Here is a 16,809-nt window from a genome sequence, read left to right as displayed (position 1 = left end):
AAAATGAACACAGCAGAGACATTAGAAAGCGTAAAAAAAACGTTTATCAAAGACAATTTTTTACTTCAGAATAAATATGCAGAGGAGTTGTATTTTAAGTATGCGGCACCACAACCTATAATTGATTATCACTGTCATCTTTCGCCAAAAGAGATAGCACAGGATAGGATTTATGATAATATTTCACAGGTATGGATCGCGGGAGATCATTATAAATGGCGCGCGATGCGCACGATGGGCGTTGACGAAAGATTTATAACGGGAGATGCCTCTGATGAAGAGAAATTTCTCGCCTGGGCTAAAACGGTTCCACACACGTTGCGTAATCCTTTGTATCACTGGACGCATCTGGAGTTAAAACGCTATTTTGGTATTGATGAACTGCTTAATGAAAAAACAGGACCGGCAATTTATAAATCGGTAAACGAGCAGCTTCAGCAGCCAGAAAATAGTTGCCGCGGTTTGCTTACTCAAATGAATGTGGAAACCGTTTGCACTACAGAAGATCCTATAGATACTTTAGAATTTCATCAGGAACTTTCAAAATCAGATTTTCAGGTCAAAACGAGCACGGCATTTCGCCCTGATAAAGCGATTATCATTGAGGCTGAAGGCTACACAGATTATCTCAAAGAATTAGGTAGATCTGCAGATATAAACATAGAATCTTATACAGATCTGCAGGAGGCTTTACGCAAGCGCATTGTTTACTTTAACGATAATGGCTGTAAACTGTGTGATCACGGACTTAACTATGTTTCTTACGAAAAGTTTACAGATGCTGAAGTTCAACATATTTTCAGTAAAAAACTTAAAGGAGAATCAATTACCGCTAAGGAAGCAGAACAGTTTAAGACAGCAATTTTGCTATTTCTTAGTGAAAACTACCATGAATTTGGCTGGGTACAACAATTTCATTTAGGTGCTTTGCGAAATAATAATAAGCGCATGCTGGTTAGTTTAGGGCCGGATACAGGTTGGGATTCTATTGCAGATTACAAGCAGGCCGAATCACTTTCTGCATTTTTAAATGAACTGGATAGTAAAGATAAACTTACTAAAACCATACTCTACAATCTCAACCCTGCAGACAATGCCATTTTTGCTACGATGATTGGCAATTTTAATGACGGCAGCGTAAAAGGTAAAGTACAGTTTGGTTCGGGATGGTGGTTCCTAGATCAGAAGGACGGTATCATTGATCAACTTAACGCCTTGTCTAATATGGGATTGGTTAGCTGTTTTGTGGGTATGTTGACAGATAGCCGCAGCTTTTTATCTTTTCCAAGACATGAATATTTCAGACGTGTGCTGTGTAATTTGTTCGGTCAGGAAATGGAAAGTGGCGAGTTGCCTGATGATATGGAATTAGTAGGTAAAACGATCGCAGATATAAGCTATAACAACGCAAAAGAGTACTTCAACTTTTAGTAGTTACAGTATATTAGAATTAATAGCATACAAAGTAAATACTGCCTGAATTACCGGTAATGTATATCAGGCACAGGAAATCTTTTGCGTTTGACAGAGAAAAAATACATTCATGAAGATTAGAACATCATATTTTTTAAGAGCTGTAACCTTGATTTTACTTATAGGTGTTCTTGTTGGTTGTGAAGAGCAAGCTAAAGGTAAAGTCATAAAGCTGGCTCACGGTTTAGACGTAACACATCCGGTACATAAGGCAATGGTTTTTATGGGTGAGCGTCTCAAAGAAAAATCGGGTGGCACCTTGTCTTTAGATATTTATCCCAGTCAGCAGTTGGGCTCTGAGCGTGAGTGTCTGGAGTTGCTTCAGATAGGAAGCTTAGGCATGACTAAGGTATCGACCGGGGTTTTAGAGAATTTCGCCCCGAGCTTAAAAGTTTTTGGTTTACCCTTTTTATTTCGCGACAGCGAGCATCGATTTAATGTTCTGGAAGGAGATATAGGTGAAAAATTGCTGGACGCCAGTATATCAAAACGACTGAAAGGATTGACCTTCTATGACGCCGGCAGCCGCAGTTTTTATAGTAAAGTGCCTATAAATTCTCCCGGTGATCTTAAAGGATTAAAGTTGCGGGTTATGGAAAGCCAGACAGCAATGAACATGGTTAAAAATCTGGGAGGATCACCCACGCCTATTGCCTGGGGTGAGTTATATACCGCATTACAACAGGGAGTTGTAGATGGTGCAGAGAATAATCTACCCAGTTTTTACCTCTCCAGGCATTATGAAGTATGTAAATATTATGTGCTTGATGAGCACACCGCACTGCCTGACGAATTATTGATAAGCACAGTGATCTGGAACAAACTGACACCTCAGGAACAGCAATGGGTAAAAGAAGCAGCTGTAGAATCAGCGGAATATGAAAAAGTGATCTGGCATGAGGCAGAAATGGAAGCGCTGGCGGAAATAAAAAAAGCAGGTGTCGAGGTAATAACTCCTGAAAAGAATGCTTTTAGAGAGCGAGTTAAACCCATGTATGATGAGTTTGAGCTAGACCCTGCTATGAAAGAGCTTATAGAAGAAATACAGGCAGTAAAATAACATGGAATGAAAGTAAAACTAGATAAAATACTGGGCGGATTTTTAGTCTTTTTAATGGCAATGATCGTACTGGCTGTTTTGTGGCAGGTATTTTCAAGATATGTGTTACAGGCTGCCAGTTCATTTACAGAAGAAGTTGCTCGCTATTTGCTTATCTGGATTGGTATTTTGGGAGCGGCATACGCTTCGGGACAGCAGGATCATCTGGCGATTAATATTCTTCCGCCTAAATTATCTCCTGCTAACCGCATAAAACTTCGCATTGGTATTAATATTCTCATCATATTATTCAGCATACTGGCTTTAATAATAGGAGGAGGAAACCTGGTGTATGTTAATTATGAACTGGGGCAATACTCAGCAGCTTTGGGATTACCATTAGGATTTGTCTATATGGTGTTGCCCATAAGCGGTGTATTGATCGTCTTTTATAAAGTTATCGAGTTGGCTAACCCTAAAAAGTATTTGGTATGATGATAGAGATTTTAATACTTGTTGTAGTATTCTTTCTGCTGCTAAGTATTGGTGTTCCGGTTGCCTGGTCTATTGGTATTTCCTGTTTGGTAACCATCATGGTTTCTATAGACTCTTTAGCTTCATTTACAACGATAGCGCAGCGTATGGCTACGGGACTTGACAGTTTTTCGCTGCTCGCGATACCGCTTTTTGTCCTCGCCGGGCAGATCATGAACCAGGGAGGGATCGCCCTCCGGCTCATTAATTTTGCCAAGGCTTTGATAGGTTCACTACCGGGCGGGCTCATTTATGTAAATGTGATTGCTGCAATGTTATTTGGTGCTATTTCCGGGTCTGCAGTAGCTGCAACTTCTGCTATAGGAGGTATTTTAGGACCGTTTATGGAAAAAGAGAATTACTCAAAAGAATTTGGTGCAGCTATTAATATCACATCATCCACTACAGGATTGATTATTCCGCCTTCTAACGTACTCATTGTGTATTCTCTGGCAAGCGGCGGAGTTTCTATAGCCTCTTTATTTTTAGCAGGATATATTCCGGGGATTTTAATGGGGCTTGCTTTGATGCTAACAGCTTCTTTCTGGATCAAAAAGAAAAAATATCCACCGGGACCATCGAGTTCTCTTAACAAAATAGGAAGAACTTTTTTAGATGCTTTCCCCAGTTTGTTACTGCTTGTGGTGGTAATAGGCGGTATAGTGACCGGTATTTTTACAGCAACAGAAGCTTCAGGTATTGCCGTGCTATATACGCTTGTATTGTCATTTGCTTATAGAGAACTTCACGTATCAAAACTATACAGTATCTTTTTAAGCTCTGTAGGCACAACTGCAATTGTAATGCTTCTTATCGCGACATCTATGAGTATGTCGTGGGTAATGTCTTTTGAGAATATTCCGCAAACAGTGAGTGAGGCGCTTTTAGGGTTAAGCGATAATAAAATAGTGATACTCATCATCATCAATGTGTTACTGCTTTTTGTAGGCACCTTTATGGATATGACACCGGCAGTACTCATCTTTACGCCTATCTTTTTACCGGTAGTGATCAATCTGGGAGTAGACCCCGTACAATTTGGTATTATGATGGTGATGAATCTCTGTGTAGGATTGTGCACACCACCGGTAGGTGCAGTGCTTTTTATAGGAGTGGGAGTTGCAAAAACTACCATACAAAAGATTATGAAACCGCTTATACCGCTGTATGTCGTTATGGCGATTATATTATTACTGGTGACTTTTATTCCTGCTATTAGCCTGTGGTTACCACAATTATTTGAATAAAAATGTAGATTATTTAAGAATGGAGACTATGCAAGTACTTAACAGAAAGAATGCAGGTATTACTAAAAAATTACCCATAAAGGTTATTCAATATGGCGAGGGAAATTTTCTGCGCGGTTTTGCTGATTATATCATCGATAAATTAAACAAAGAAGCCGATTTTAATGCGGGTGTGGCGGTTATTCAGCCGCGTGCGGGAGGTAAAGTGCAACGACTGGTAAACCAGGATTGCCTGTATAATCTTTTTTTAAAAGGAATTAAAAACGGAAAGGAAACCGAAGAAATACACACCATTTCCTGCATTCAAAAAGGGATTGACCCCTATGTAAATTATGAGGCACATCAGGCTTTGGCAGAAGAAGAATCCCTGCAGTTTGTGATCAGTAACACGACCGAAGCCGGTATCGCTTACAATCCTGAAGATGCGAGGCTGGAAGATGCGCCGCATACCAGTTTTCCTGCGAAAGTAGCGGCCTTGCTGTATAGACGTTTTCAATATTTTAAAGGCGCTACAGATAAAGGGCTGACTATTATCCCATGCGAACTTATAAACCAAAATGCAGATACTTTAAAGAAAATAATTTTACAGTATGCAGCGCAATGGGAGTTAGGAGCTGAATTTACAACCTGGGTTGAGCAGCATAATAGTTTTCATAATACGCTCGTAGATCGTATCGTGCCGGGATATCCTAAAGACGACATAGAAGCCTATCAAAAACAGCTGGATTTTAAAGATAATATCCTTGTTTCTGCCGAAGTTTATCTGCTTTGGGTTATAGAAGGCGATGAAAAATTAAAAGCTAAAATTCCGCTTGAGAAGATTGATGAAAACATACTTATAGTCAAAGATTTGCAGCCGTATCGTACACTTAAAGTGCGTATTTTAAACGGTGCTCACACGACTATGGTTCCTTTTTCTCTTCTGTATGGGAATACGACAGTAAAAGAAAGTGTTGATAACGCATTTACGGGAAAATTTATAAAAGAGGCGGTTTTTAATGAGATCATTCCCACCCTAGATATGTCTAAGGAAGAATCAAACGCTTTCGCGGAAGCTGTTTTTGACCGATTTAGAAACCCTTTTATAAAACATCAGCTTTCTAGTATAGCATTGAACACCGTTTCAAAATTTAAAGTTCGTGTTCTGCCTAGTTTACTAGCTTTTCATCAAAAATACAATCGATTGCCAATTAATCTTACCTTTGCCTTAGCGTGCTTAATTCGCTTTTATAAAGGTAGTTGGCGCGAGGAAGACCTTCCTGTAGATGATGACCCAGCGGTAATAGCAATTTTTGAAGAGGCGTGGAGTACAGAAAATACAGCAACAATAGCTGAAAATATCCTGAAAAATCGGGAGTTTTGGGGTGAAAATCTGGCTAAAATACCCGATTTTCAGGCTAATATAGCAAATGCCTTAGAGCTAATAGAAGAAGAAGGTGTGGAGATGGGATATAAAAAATTTGCCGCTCAGTTTGAGCAAGTCTAAATTTAAGGATAATGAAAAAGCTGATAAAGGTACATCCGGATGATAATGTAGCAGTGGTGCTGGCAGACCTTTTTGTGGGGGATACAGTTGATTTTGAAGGAAAAAAGGTCATAATTCAATCAGACAGCAAAGCGAAGCATAAGATTGCGCTGACAGATTTTATGCCCAACGATCCTATTTATATGTATGGCGTTTTAGTGGGCAAAGCGCTTAGTGCCATTCCTTATGGCGGCTTACTAACAACTGAAAATGTAAAGCACGAGGCTAATAGTGTTTCACAGAGAACGCAATCTATATCCTGGCAAGCCCCGAATATTTCTAAGTGGAAAGAACGCACCTTTATGGGGTATCACAGAGAAGATGGCCAAGTAGGAACTGCTAATATTTGGTTATTTTTTCCGCTGGTATTTTGTGAAAACAGGAATATAGAATTACTTAAAGACGTATTTGAACAGGAACTGTCATTTCACAAGGCAAGCCGGGAAAGACAGCTGTTGCGTAATTTGATCAACGGTGTCCCTGAAGATACATTGATCGCTGAAGCCCAGGATGAGGATGCAATATTTGATAATGTTCAGGTTAAGTTTATTACGCATCATGGTGGATGTGGGGGTATACGGCAGGATTCGGTTTCTCTGTCAAGACTTTTGGCAGGTTATGTAAATAATCCTAATGTGGCCGGTGCAACGGTTTTAAGTCTGGGCTGCCAGAACCTGCAGATAGATATTTTCAAGAATGCATTGCACGCCATTAATCAGGATATTAAAAAACCTATTCTCATTTACGAGCAGCAAAAGGAAGGGACGGTTAATGACATGCTCTCAAGAATTATCAAAGAATCTTTTGAAGAAATAAAAAAAGCAAATCAAATAAAAAGAAAACCCGCTCCCTTGTCTAAACTAAAAATGGGTTTGGAATGTGGTGGTTCAGACGGTTTTTCAGGAATTTCGGCAAATCCAGCTTTAGGTTATGCTTCAGATTTACTGGCAGCGCTGGGAGGTTCGCCAATATTGGCAGAATTTCCCGAATTATGCGGGGTAGAGCAGGAACTGGTTAACAGGTGTGCAGATGAAGAAACTGCCTTAAAGTTTATGAATCTGATGAAAGCCTATGAAAAGGCAGCCGTAGCTTCAGGATCGGGTTTTGATATGAATCCTTCTCCCGGAAATATAAAAGATGGGTTGATAACAGACGCGATGAAATCGGCCGGAGCAGCAAAAAAAGGTGGTACTTCAACCATTCAGGCAGTTCTGGATTATGGAGAATATGTCACAAAACCCGGCCTGAATCTTTTATGTACCCCGGGAAATGATGTAGAAAGTACCACCGCCATGGTAGGTTCCGGAGCTAATGTTGTAGTATTTACCACCGGTTTAGGCACACCTACAGGAAACCCGATTGCGCCCGTGTTAAAAGTCGCTTCAAATTCTACTTTGGCTAGGCGGATGCCGGATATAATTGATTTAGACAGCGGTGCGGTAGTAAGAGGAGAAATGACTATTGAAGAAATGGGAGAGAAAATACTTGAATATGTAATTCAGGTAGCTAGTGGGGAAGTAGCAACCAAAGCTGATATTTTAGGCCAGGATGATTTCATTCCCTGGAAACGCGGGGTGTCGCTATAATAACCACGAAATGATGAAAAAGAACGTACGCACAGGAATTATAGGATCAGGATACGCTGCACAATTTCACTTAGATGCATTGCAAAAAATAAATGTTGCAGCAGTAGATGTGACTGGTGTTTATTCCCGTAACCCACAGAACGCTGAAAAATTTGCTTCCAAAAACGGACTTTCCTCTTTTACTTCTTTAGCGGAACTTATCAATGCCAGTGACGTTCTTCATGTTTGCACGTCTCCTGTCTCACATGAGGAAATTGCTATACAGGTTCTTAAACGAGATAAAGATGTTATTATAGAAAAACCCTTGACGGGATATTTTGGTTCTGGCGAAAATTTTAACGGGGATACTTTCTCCAGAAAAGTGGGCCTTGAGCAAGCCGCTGCCAGTGTGAAGCGTATGCTGGAAGCAGAAAAAGCCAGTAAGGGCATGATTATGTATGCTGAAAATTGGATCTATGCTCCCGCTATTCAGAAGGAAAAGGAAGTTATTGAAAAAACTAAAGCCCAGATATTGTGGATTCAGGCGCAGCAGTCGCATTCGGGTTCTCATTCTTTAGATTACGGGAAGTGGAAATTTTCCGGAGGCGGCTCTTTAATGGGTAAAGGATGCCACCCGCTTTCTGCCGTTATTTATTTAAAAGCTGTAGAAGGAATGGTTTTAAATGGGAAACCCATCAGGCCCAAATCAGTTTCGTGTAAAACACATGCAATTACTCGGCTTTCTGGTTTTAAAAATCAGGGTCACCTGAGAGATTCTTATACAGATGTAGAAGATCATGCCTCTGTACATCTTGTTTTTGAAGATGGTACTATTGCAGATATTGTTGCAAACGAGTTGGTACATGGTGGAGTGAAGAATTATCTGGAAGTGCATGCTAATAATCACAGAACCATTTGTAATCTCACGCCCAATAATGCCATGCAGACGTATAATCCTGCAGATGCTAATTTTGCAGATATTTATGTCTCTGAAAAAATTGGCACTAAACAAGGATGGTCAAACATGTCGCCTGATGAAAGCTGGTTTAATGGTTATCAACATGAGTTAGATGCTTTTTATAAAAGTCACCTTTCAAGAGAAGAGGCAGAAAGCAATAGTCGGCTGGCAGCAGATGTGATTGTGACTATTTATACAGCTTATCTTTCAGCAGAGCGAAAAGGAGAAGAAGTTACTATTGAACTTGAACATTGATTTTGTGACGGGATTAAATTCTAACCTTTCCCTTTTTCGTTTCAATTTTACTTTTATTTGAAGAATTGCGTATACACAATTCGGGAGCCAGTACAACCTTCTTTTCTACTGTCATTCTTTTCTTTTCATTGATTTGTTCTAAGAAAACCTGCGCAGCTATTTTTCCCATAAGCACCGGAGTTTGATTTACAGAAGTTATAGGCATTTCCATGTACTGTGTAAATGGCTCATTACTAAATCCTACCACACACACTTCATCAGGAATTTTAACCTCGCGCGCTCTAAGTTCTTGTATTGCACCCAGGGCTGCATAATCACTTGAAGAAAAGATAGCGTCAATTTTCTTTGGGAGATTGTAAAGTTGTTGAACAGCGACCGCGCCAGATTCCAGTTTACTGTTAACTTCAATAATCAAGTCTCTATCAATTGGGATATTATAGGCCTTTAGAGCATCAAGATAACCTTCATATCTTTTAAGATATATATCAAGATTTAAATCTCCTGATAAATGGGCAATACGTTTACAGCCTTGTTTTATGAGATGTTCTGTAGCCATAAAACCTCCCTGAAAATCATCAATTGTGACAGAGCTTACTCCGGTAATTTCCTTCTTACGGTCAAAGAATATAAGCGGTACGTTGTTGTTAAGAATATTTGTAATGTGGTCAATATCCTGTGTGGTTTTTGATACAGACATAAATATGCCATCTATATGTGTGTTGAGCAGAGTTTGTATTTGTTTGGCTTCATTCTCAACATTTTCATGCGTTTGACATATTATTACGTGATAACCTACAGGAGTAAGTTCTTCTTCTATGCCTCTAATAACAGAAGCAAAGAAACTATGATTAATATAAGGAACAACAACACCTATGTTATTTGTCTTTCCACTTTTTAAAGCCAGGGCAAGGGAATTTTGCTGATAATTGAGCTCTTTAGCCGTTTTTAGCACTAAATCGCGAGTTTTTTGACTAACTCTGTCGCTGTTGTTAAGAGCCCGAGAGACAGTAGCGGTACTAATTTTTAGCTGTTTTGAAATATCATATATAGTTACATTACCCTTTTGGCGCATCTTCCTGCTTATTTGTTTAATCGATTACAATATATTACTATTTTGCAAAATCAGACTTCTATAATTTCTATTTAAGGATGTAAATGGTTGTTTCTTTTGTCGGAAAATAAAATATAACTGTTAAATTTTAGATTTTTAGTAAATTGGTTAACTTTTTATTTGGATTATGATAATAAATATTTACTTTAGTGTAATCGATTACATTTTCGAATTACAAACAAGCTTATTTTATTTTTTCAAGGCTTAATTCGAATTATAAATGGATTTTTTTTACTGGTAAGACTCATTAATGTGTAGTCTTTTTATTTTAAAACTTAACTACATCGATTGCGAAAAAAAGTGACTTTAAACAACCTAAATAGGGACTTAATATTTTCTCATCAAATAGATAGTTATGAGAAGCAGAGTCGGGACAAATTTTATTACAACATGATTTCTAACAAACATTTAATTCAACCATGAATGATAAAAAAATTATAAGAAAAAAATCAATATCCCTCATGCTGCTGTTACTGCTAAGTTTCATGAGCTCAGATAAAATATGGGCACAAGATCCTATCACGGTAACGGGTACGATTATAAATGGTGATGATGGCAGTGCGCTGCCCGGGGTTAATGTAGTAGAAAAAGGAACTTCTAATGGCACCGTCACAGACTTTGATGGGGTATATTCTCTTCGGGTATCGAGGGCGAATGCAGTACTCCTTATTAGTTATGTAGGTTTTAAAACGCTTGAAGTAAATGTAAACGGCAGAGAAGCCCTCGATGTAACGCTTGAGGTAGATTCAAATTCGTTAGATGAGGTGGTTGTAGTAGGATATGGTACTACAAAAAAATCAGATTTGACTGGTTCTGTTGTTTCCATTTCTGGGAATGACTTAAAAGAGCAGGCTAAATCGAGTATCGCCGAAACCTTAACCGGAAGGCTTGCCGGTGTTCAGGTTGCTTCAACTGAAGGATCTCCTGATGCCGAAATTAATATAAGAGTGCGTGGTAATGGTTCCCTAACCCAAGATAGTTCACCCTTAATTATTGTTGATGGTTTCCCTGTTAACAGCATGAGTGATATAAGCCCGGCAAACATAGAAAATATCTCAGTATTAAAAGATGCTTCTTCTACTGCTATTTATGGTTCACGAGGAGCTAATGGTGTAATTATCATTACTACTAAGAATGGTAAAAGCGGCAAGATATCTGTTAATTTTAATACATTCTATGGTTTTCAGAAAATCGCAAAAACCCTTGATGTCCTTTCCCCCGAAGATTTTACAAAATGGCAATATGAATATGCTTTGCTTAGCGATCCTGATAATATAGATTCTTACGAAAGATATTTCGGTCTTTGGCAGGATTATGATCAATATACCGGCAAAACAGGAAATAACTGGCAAAAGCAGATTTATGGTAACATGGGTGAAGTGCAAAGCCATGATCTTGCTATAAGAGGAGGTACTGAAAAAGCTAATTACAATTTTAATTATGCCCATTATGATGTCAATACTATTATGAGGGATTCTGATTTTAAGCGTGATAATTTTTCTTTAGCGCTTAAAAGCAAGGCTGGTGAAAAAGTAGATTTAGCATTTACCGTTAGATATTCTGAGACAGAAATTAACGGAGGAGGTGCTAATGAGCAAAATGAAGTTTCATCTGCAGATTCTCGATTAAAGTATAGTGTGCAATATTCACCTATTCCTATTTCAGGTCTCACTACTACTAATACAGATGAAGCATTAACGGGTTATCTGGTAAATCCTTTTGTAGCTATAGATGATAACCAAAGACAGCAACTAAGAAAGAATATTAATATGGTGGGTAGTTTTGAATGGGCCATACTAGACAATCTTAGTGTGAGATCAGAGTTAGGACTTGATAATAGAAATGATCTTGACTATCGCTTTTATGGAAGATCTACTTATTATGCAAATAATAAACCATTAGCAGATGACCAGGGTCTGCCAGCTTTACTTTACAGAGATAGAAAGAGGGAAAGCTTTAGAAATGCAAACATCTTAAATTTTGACTTTAATAAATATTTTAATGAAGATCACAGCTTAAAATTACTTTTAGGTGAAGAAATGATTGTAACTCAGGATAACAGAGAAACTACAGAATTACAGGGTTTTCCTGGGGATTTTGATTTTTATACTGCCAGAAAGCTTACCACGCAGGCAAATACAGCCTTCTCAGTAGATAATTTTTACAGTCCTGATGATAAATTACTTTCCTTTTTTGGCCGTGTTAATTATGAGTATAAGAACAGGTATTTATTTACAGCTACTTATCGTGCAGATGGCTCCAGCAAATTTTTGGGAAACAATCGCTGGGGATATTTTCCATCAGCAGCAGTTGCCTGGAAAATAAACGAAGAAGATTTCATGGGAAGTGCAGATTGGCTAAATGCTCTTAAATTGAGATTGAGCTATGGTAAGGCTGGGAATAATAACATTCCTACCGGTCAAACTGTGCAAAGTTTTGAATCACGAAATACTTCATACATAAACGAAGTTTCCAGTTACTGGGCTGCTTCTAATGTTTTAGCAAATCCTGATTTAAAATGGGAAACGACAGTTACGCAAAATCTAGGTCTCGATTTTGGAATTCTCAATAATCGCATTTCGGGGGCAATAGAAGCGTATAGAAATCTTACTACAGATCTATTGCTTGCTTTTCGTACACCGGGATCTGGTTATGAGTACCAATATAGAAACCTGGGTGAAATACAAAATACCGGTATAGAGGCGTCTGTAAATTTTGATGCAATCAACCAGCAGGATTATGGTCTTAGCATTTCTTTCAATATATCTGCAAACAAGAATAGAATTAATTCATTAGGGTCATTAGAAAATTATCAGGAATATTCAGGATGGGCTTCATCTCAAATAGGCAGTGATTATGCTGTTTGGGTAGATCAACCGGTGGGTGCGATGTATGGTTATAGAAGTGATGGTCGTTATGAAGTTTCAGATTTTGATTTTGATCCTGCCAGTAACTCATATACCCTGAAATCTGGTGTGGTAGATAATAGTGATATAGTAGGTGCGTTGCAACCAGGAATGTTAAAATTAAAAGATATGAATGGTGATGGTGTAGTAGACGTAAATGATAACACGATTATAGGTAATGCAAACCCAAAGCATACGGGTGGTATGGTAATTAATGGTTACGCTTACGGGTTTGATCTTTCTGCGGCATTTAACTGGAGCTATGGTAACGATGAGTACAATGCAAATAAGGTACAGTTTACTACTGCAAATGAAAACAGCCAATATAGAAATTTAACTTCTGAAATGGCAGACGGTACAAGATGGACGAATCTTAATCCGGAAACCGGTCAATTAATTACAGATCCTGACGCTCTTGCAGCTGCTAATGCAAATACCACAATGTGGTCTCCTTATATGCGTAGTTTCGTATTCAGTGATTGGGCAGTTGAAGACGGTTCTTTTCTCAGGTTAAATACTCTCACACTGGGTTATACACTTCCAAATGAATTAGTGTCGCGAGCGGGTATTACTAAACTGAGATTTTATGCCACAGCAAATAATGTTTTTGTCTTAACAAAATATTCAGGTCTTGACCCCGAAACTTCTACCAGGAGAAATAATCCACTTACTCCGGGAGTTGATTATTCGCCGTTTCCCAGAAGTAGACAGCTGGTATTTGGTCTAAATCTTAATTTCTAAAAAATTACATGAAAATGAAAAACTTAATAAAAATCTTATTGGTATTTATTATCACAGGTATAGTGGTGTCCTGCGATGAGGATAATGAATTTCTTGATGCTCCTGCTAAATCAACTCTGGATGAGTCTACTATTTTTTCTACAGTAGATCTTGCAAAGGGAGCTGTTGATGGTATTTTAGAACCCATAGGACAGACAAATTCATATCGGGGCCGTTTTATACCGTATTACGGTTTCAATACTGATGTAGAATATAATTATAGCGCTGACGATGAAGGCTCTGATGCTGATCTCGTTTATTACGATGCAAAACCCAATAATTCAAGAATGAATACTGATAATAATGCATGGGCTATGATGTATCAGGGAATAGAGCGGGCAAACATTGTAATAAGAGGTATTAGAAATTATGGTAATCCTGAACCTGATACTGAATTTGGCCAACTTTTAGGAGCTGCACTTACATATCGGGCTGTTTATTATGCAGATCTTATGAAAGCCTGGGGTGATGTACCTGCCCGTTTTGAACCTATTAACACAGAAACATTATATCTGCCAAAGACAAGCAGAGATACAATTTACAAACGTCTTATTGCTGATTTAGGTGAAGCTTCAGAATTGGTAGCGTGGCCTAATGAAACCACAGCAACTTCTACTGTTGAGCGTGTTAATAAAGCCTTTGTAAAAGGCTTTAGAGCCAGGCTTGCCATGATTGCAAGCGGGTATCAACAATATCCTGATGGTGTTAGAAGAAGCAACGATCCTGAACTTTCAGTTGAGAATATGTATCAGTTAGCGCTAGATGAATGTAGAGATGTCATTAATAGTGGTAAAGCTTCACTGGAGCCTTCTTTTAGAGATTTTTGGGTAAAATATAATGAAGAAGACATAAGTGCGGGCGGCGAATCTCTATGGGAAATTCCCTTTGCAGATGGTCGCGGAAGGGTGCTTTTTTCATTTGCTGTTCCTCATAATAGTGTAGATCAGTTTACTGGTCAGGCCAGAGGTGGTAATGCCGGGCCTACACCAACGGTTTTTTATGACTATAATGAGAATGATACACGCAGAGATGTTACATGTGTACCTTATGAATGGGGTACTGCGGTAGACGGCATAGCTATGCAGGAACTTTCAGCTATTAATTCCTGGTTCTTTGGAAAATATAGGTATGAATGGATGGCTAGGAATGTTACATCTACAAATGATGATGGCGTTAACCTGATATATATGCGGTATGCAGAAATACTTCTTACAGCTGCAGAAGCAGCTAATGAATTAGAAGGGCCTGCAGCTGCAGCAACCTATCTTAAGCAGATACGTAGTAGAGCATTTCCTGCAGAGCAACAAGCAGAACAAGTAGAAGCATACGTAGATGCACTTACTACTAAAGAAGCTATGTTTAACGCTTTAGTAAATGAGCATAAGCTAGAGTATACGGGAGAGATGGATCGTAAACAAGATCTTATTCGTTGGAATCTTCTTAAAGCCAAACTAGATGAGGAAAAAAGTAAACTTGCCAGTCTTGAAAGCAGAACAGGAGAATATACAAATGTTCCTACAACGCTTTATTATAAATATCAAGAAGACGGGTATACTTTAGATATTTATGGGCTTAACAGAGGGGAAACTGAAAATCCCGGCCCTGACTATTCTGAATTCTCGTGGGATCAACCTCTTGATGAAATGATGAACACGATTTCTAAACCTGGAGTTAATGTAGATGACAGGCAATTCTGGCCTATTTGGCAAGTATTTATTGATGCCAGTAATGGTCAATTAGTAAACGACTACGGTTACTAGAACCTCAAAAAACAGTTTTAATTTATTGAATTATGAAAGTAAGATACATCTTTAAAGGTTTACTTATAGCTATTCTACTTGCAGCTACAGTTACAAGTTGTGATTATGATAAAGATATTATAGAAGAGCTGCCGGTAAGCCGAGAATTTGCGCCGGTAAATCTGACAGCCTTCGTTAGAAATCAGGTAAATGTAGAGCTAAACTGGACAGCAGATGAGAATGTGGAGAGCTATATAGTCGAGTTTAGTGCTGATGACCCTGAGTTTAATAATATAGTTAATACTGTTGAGGTTAATGCTGCTGATTTGCCTGTGTTTGTACCCTTAGAAGGCGAGACCGTATATTCTATAAGGGTAAAGGCGGTTAGTGCCCGCGGACTTGACGATTCTAGCTGGGCTACTACTTTGGCCCAAACTTTAACAGAGCAGCTTTTTGTTACAGGTGAACCTAGTGATATTAAGGCACTGGAAGCCACTTTGCGCTGGGTGCCTAATAGTAATGTAACTGAGTTAAAGTTGAGTCCGGGAGATATTACGCATACCATAACTGCTGAAGAAAAAGCTAATGGAGTGGCTACAGTGACCGGTCTCACCCAAGAGACAGAATATACCGCTATACTATTTAATGGCAGCAAAACCAGAGGCGTGACAACTTTTACGACAGGAATTGACATAGGTACTGGCATTTTAGTAACTGCCGAAGATGATCTATTGCAAATGATAGCCGACGCTGAAGCAGGAACCATATTGGTTCTTGAAAGCGGTGATTATACAGCACAGACGGGAACTGTAACTCTTGACAAGTCTCTTACAATAAGAGGACTTAGAAGTTATAATAAGCCCTTGCTAAAACTTAGCTTTGAGATTGTTACAGGCGCAGAAGATGTAGAATTAATTGATCTTGATTTAATGGGAGAAGGTGAAGGATCATCAGATCTTCCGGATGTTATAAGATATACAGCTGCAGGAAATTACAATTCGTTACTTATAAGCGGTTGCGTTATTCATAGTTATGCAAAATCTTTTGTAGCGGGTAACGAGACTGATGCGATCCTGCAAACTTTAACGGTAGAAAATTCCATTGTCTATGATATTTTTACTAACGGAGGTGATTTTATAGACTTTAGGAATTCTGATGTTCTAAATATTAACCTACAAACGAGTACTTTTTACAATTGTGCCCCAGACAGAGACTTCATCAGGATGGACGCAAGTGGAACTTCTAATGAGAGTGGTGTAACTGCAAATATACTTATAGACAGCTGTACGTTATATGCATGTTCTAATTCAGACAGTAAAAGAATACTATATGTGCGATTTGTTAGCAATGATGTAATAGTAAGAAATACCTTAATTGCCAGCACAGAATCTGAAGGATATGCTGATAGATCTGGTATTGATGAAAGCCCAACATTTAGTAATAATAATTACTTCAATGCACCGGGATTCTATGATACGTCACAATATATTTTTGATGACAGCAATTATTCAGCTTTAGATCCGGGCTTTGCAGATCCCGCGTCAGGTGATTTTACTGTTTCAAATCAAACTATAAAAGACAAAAATATAGGAGACCCTCGCTGGTTGTCTAATTAGTCTTAACCCTCTAAGTAGTTCTGGTTTATAACCGGAACTACTTTTTTTGAATAAAAATTGG

11 protein-coding genes are annotated in these 16,809 nt (G+C 38.5%); 10 read left to right on the top strand and 1 reads right to left on the bottom strand.

What is annotated here, in order from left to right:
- Nucleotides 1–3 precede the first annotated feature (3 nt).
- From uxaC to ACH3O9_RS04680, 7 genes are all read left to right on the top strand, one after another.
- Nucleotides 4–1,431 carry a glucuronate isomerase gene (uxaC, locus tag ACH3O9_RS04710; protein WP_416444891.1) on the top strand — a complete coding sequence of 476 codons (1,428 nt, stop codon included), beginning with the start codon at nucleotides 4–6 and terminating at the stop codon, nucleotides 1,429–1,431.
- A 112-nt stretch (nucleotides 1,432–1,543) separates the two neighbouring features.
- Nucleotides 1,544–2,533: a TRAP transporter substrate-binding protein gene (locus ACH3O9_RS04705; protein WP_416444889.1), complete on the top strand. Its 990-nt coding sequence runs from the start codon at nucleotides 1,544–1,546 to the stop codon at nucleotides 2,531–2,533.
- A 6-nt stretch (nucleotides 2,534–2,539) separates the two neighbouring features.
- Complete coding sequence (locus tag ACH3O9_RS04700; RefSeq protein WP_416444887.1) at nucleotides 2,540–3,007, top strand: TRAP transporter small permease; 468 nt, start codon at nucleotides 2,540–2,542, stop codon at nucleotides 3,005–3,007.
- On the top strand, nucleotides 3,004–4,293 hold the full coding sequence (locus ACH3O9_RS04695; RefSeq protein ID WP_416444885.1) for a TRAP transporter large permease: 1,290 nt from the start codon (nucleotides 3,004–3,006) through the stop codon (nucleotides 4,291–4,293). The genes ACH3O9_RS04700 and ACH3O9_RS04695 overlap by 4 nt, the downstream gene beginning before the upstream one ends.
- Nucleotides 4,294–4,321: 28 nt before the next feature.
- Nucleotides 4,322–5,779 (top strand): tagaturonate reductase, encoded by a 1,458-nt coding sequence (locus tag ACH3O9_RS04690; protein WP_416444883.1) that lies wholly within the window; start codon nucleotides 4,322–4,324, stop codon nucleotides 5,777–5,779.
- Nucleotides 5,780–5,787: 8 nt separating this feature from the next.
- Nucleotides 5,788–7,404: a UxaA family hydrolase gene (locus tag ACH3O9_RS04685; RefSeq protein WP_416446627.1), complete on the top strand. Its 1,617-nt coding sequence runs from the start codon at nucleotides 5,788–5,790 to the stop codon at nucleotides 7,402–7,404.
- A gap of 10 nt (nucleotides 7,405–7,414) precedes the next feature.
- On the top strand, nucleotides 7,415–8,596 hold the full coding sequence (locus tag ACH3O9_RS04680) for a Gfo/Idh/MocA family protein (RefSeq protein ID WP_416444881.1): 1,182 nt from the start codon (nucleotides 7,415–7,417) through the stop codon (nucleotides 8,594–8,596).
- A 13-nt stretch (nucleotides 8,597–8,609) separates the two neighbouring features.
- Here the strand turns inward: ACH3O9_RS04680 and ACH3O9_RS04675 are convergent, their stop codons facing one another.
- A complete protein-coding gene (locus ACH3O9_RS04675) occupies nucleotides 8,610–9,668 on the bottom strand; it encodes a LacI family DNA-binding transcriptional regulator (RefSeq protein WP_416444879.1) in 1,059 nt (352 codons plus the stop codon).
- Nucleotides 9,669–10,192: 524 nt separating this feature from the next.
- Here ACH3O9_RS04675 and ACH3O9_RS04670 point away from each other — a divergent pair.
- The 3 genes from ACH3O9_RS04670 to ACH3O9_RS04660 are packed head-to-tail and all read left to right on the top strand — an operon-like array spanning nucleotide 10,193 to nucleotide 16,748.
- On the top strand, nucleotides 10,193–13,354 hold the full coding sequence (locus tag ACH3O9_RS04670) for a SusC/RagA family TonB-linked outer membrane protein (protein ID WP_416444877.1): 3,162 nt from the start codon (nucleotides 10,193–10,195) through the stop codon (nucleotides 13,352–13,354).
- 8 nt (nucleotides 13,355–13,362) lie between these two features.
- Nucleotides 13,363–15,153, top strand: coding sequence for a RagB/SusD family nutrient uptake outer membrane protein (locus ACH3O9_RS04665; protein ID WP_416444875.1), 1,791 nt, complete (start codon nucleotides 13,363–13,365; stop codon nucleotides 15,151–15,153).
- 32 nt (nucleotides 15,154–15,185) lie between these two features.
- A complete protein-coding gene (locus ACH3O9_RS04660) occupies nucleotides 15,186–16,748 on the top strand; it encodes a DUF5123 domain-containing protein (RefSeq protein ID WP_416444873.1) in 1,563 nt (520 codons plus the stop codon).
- Nucleotides 16,749–16,809 lie beyond the last annotated feature (61 nt).

The organism is Leeuwenhoekiella sp. A16 (assembly GCF_047946675.1).
In the GTDB taxonomy this organism is placed as follows: domain Bacteria; phylum Bacteroidota; class Bacteroidia; order Flavobacteriales; family Flavobacteriaceae; genus Leeuwenhoekiella.
This window is presented reverse-complemented; position numbering and strand designations above follow the sequence as displayed.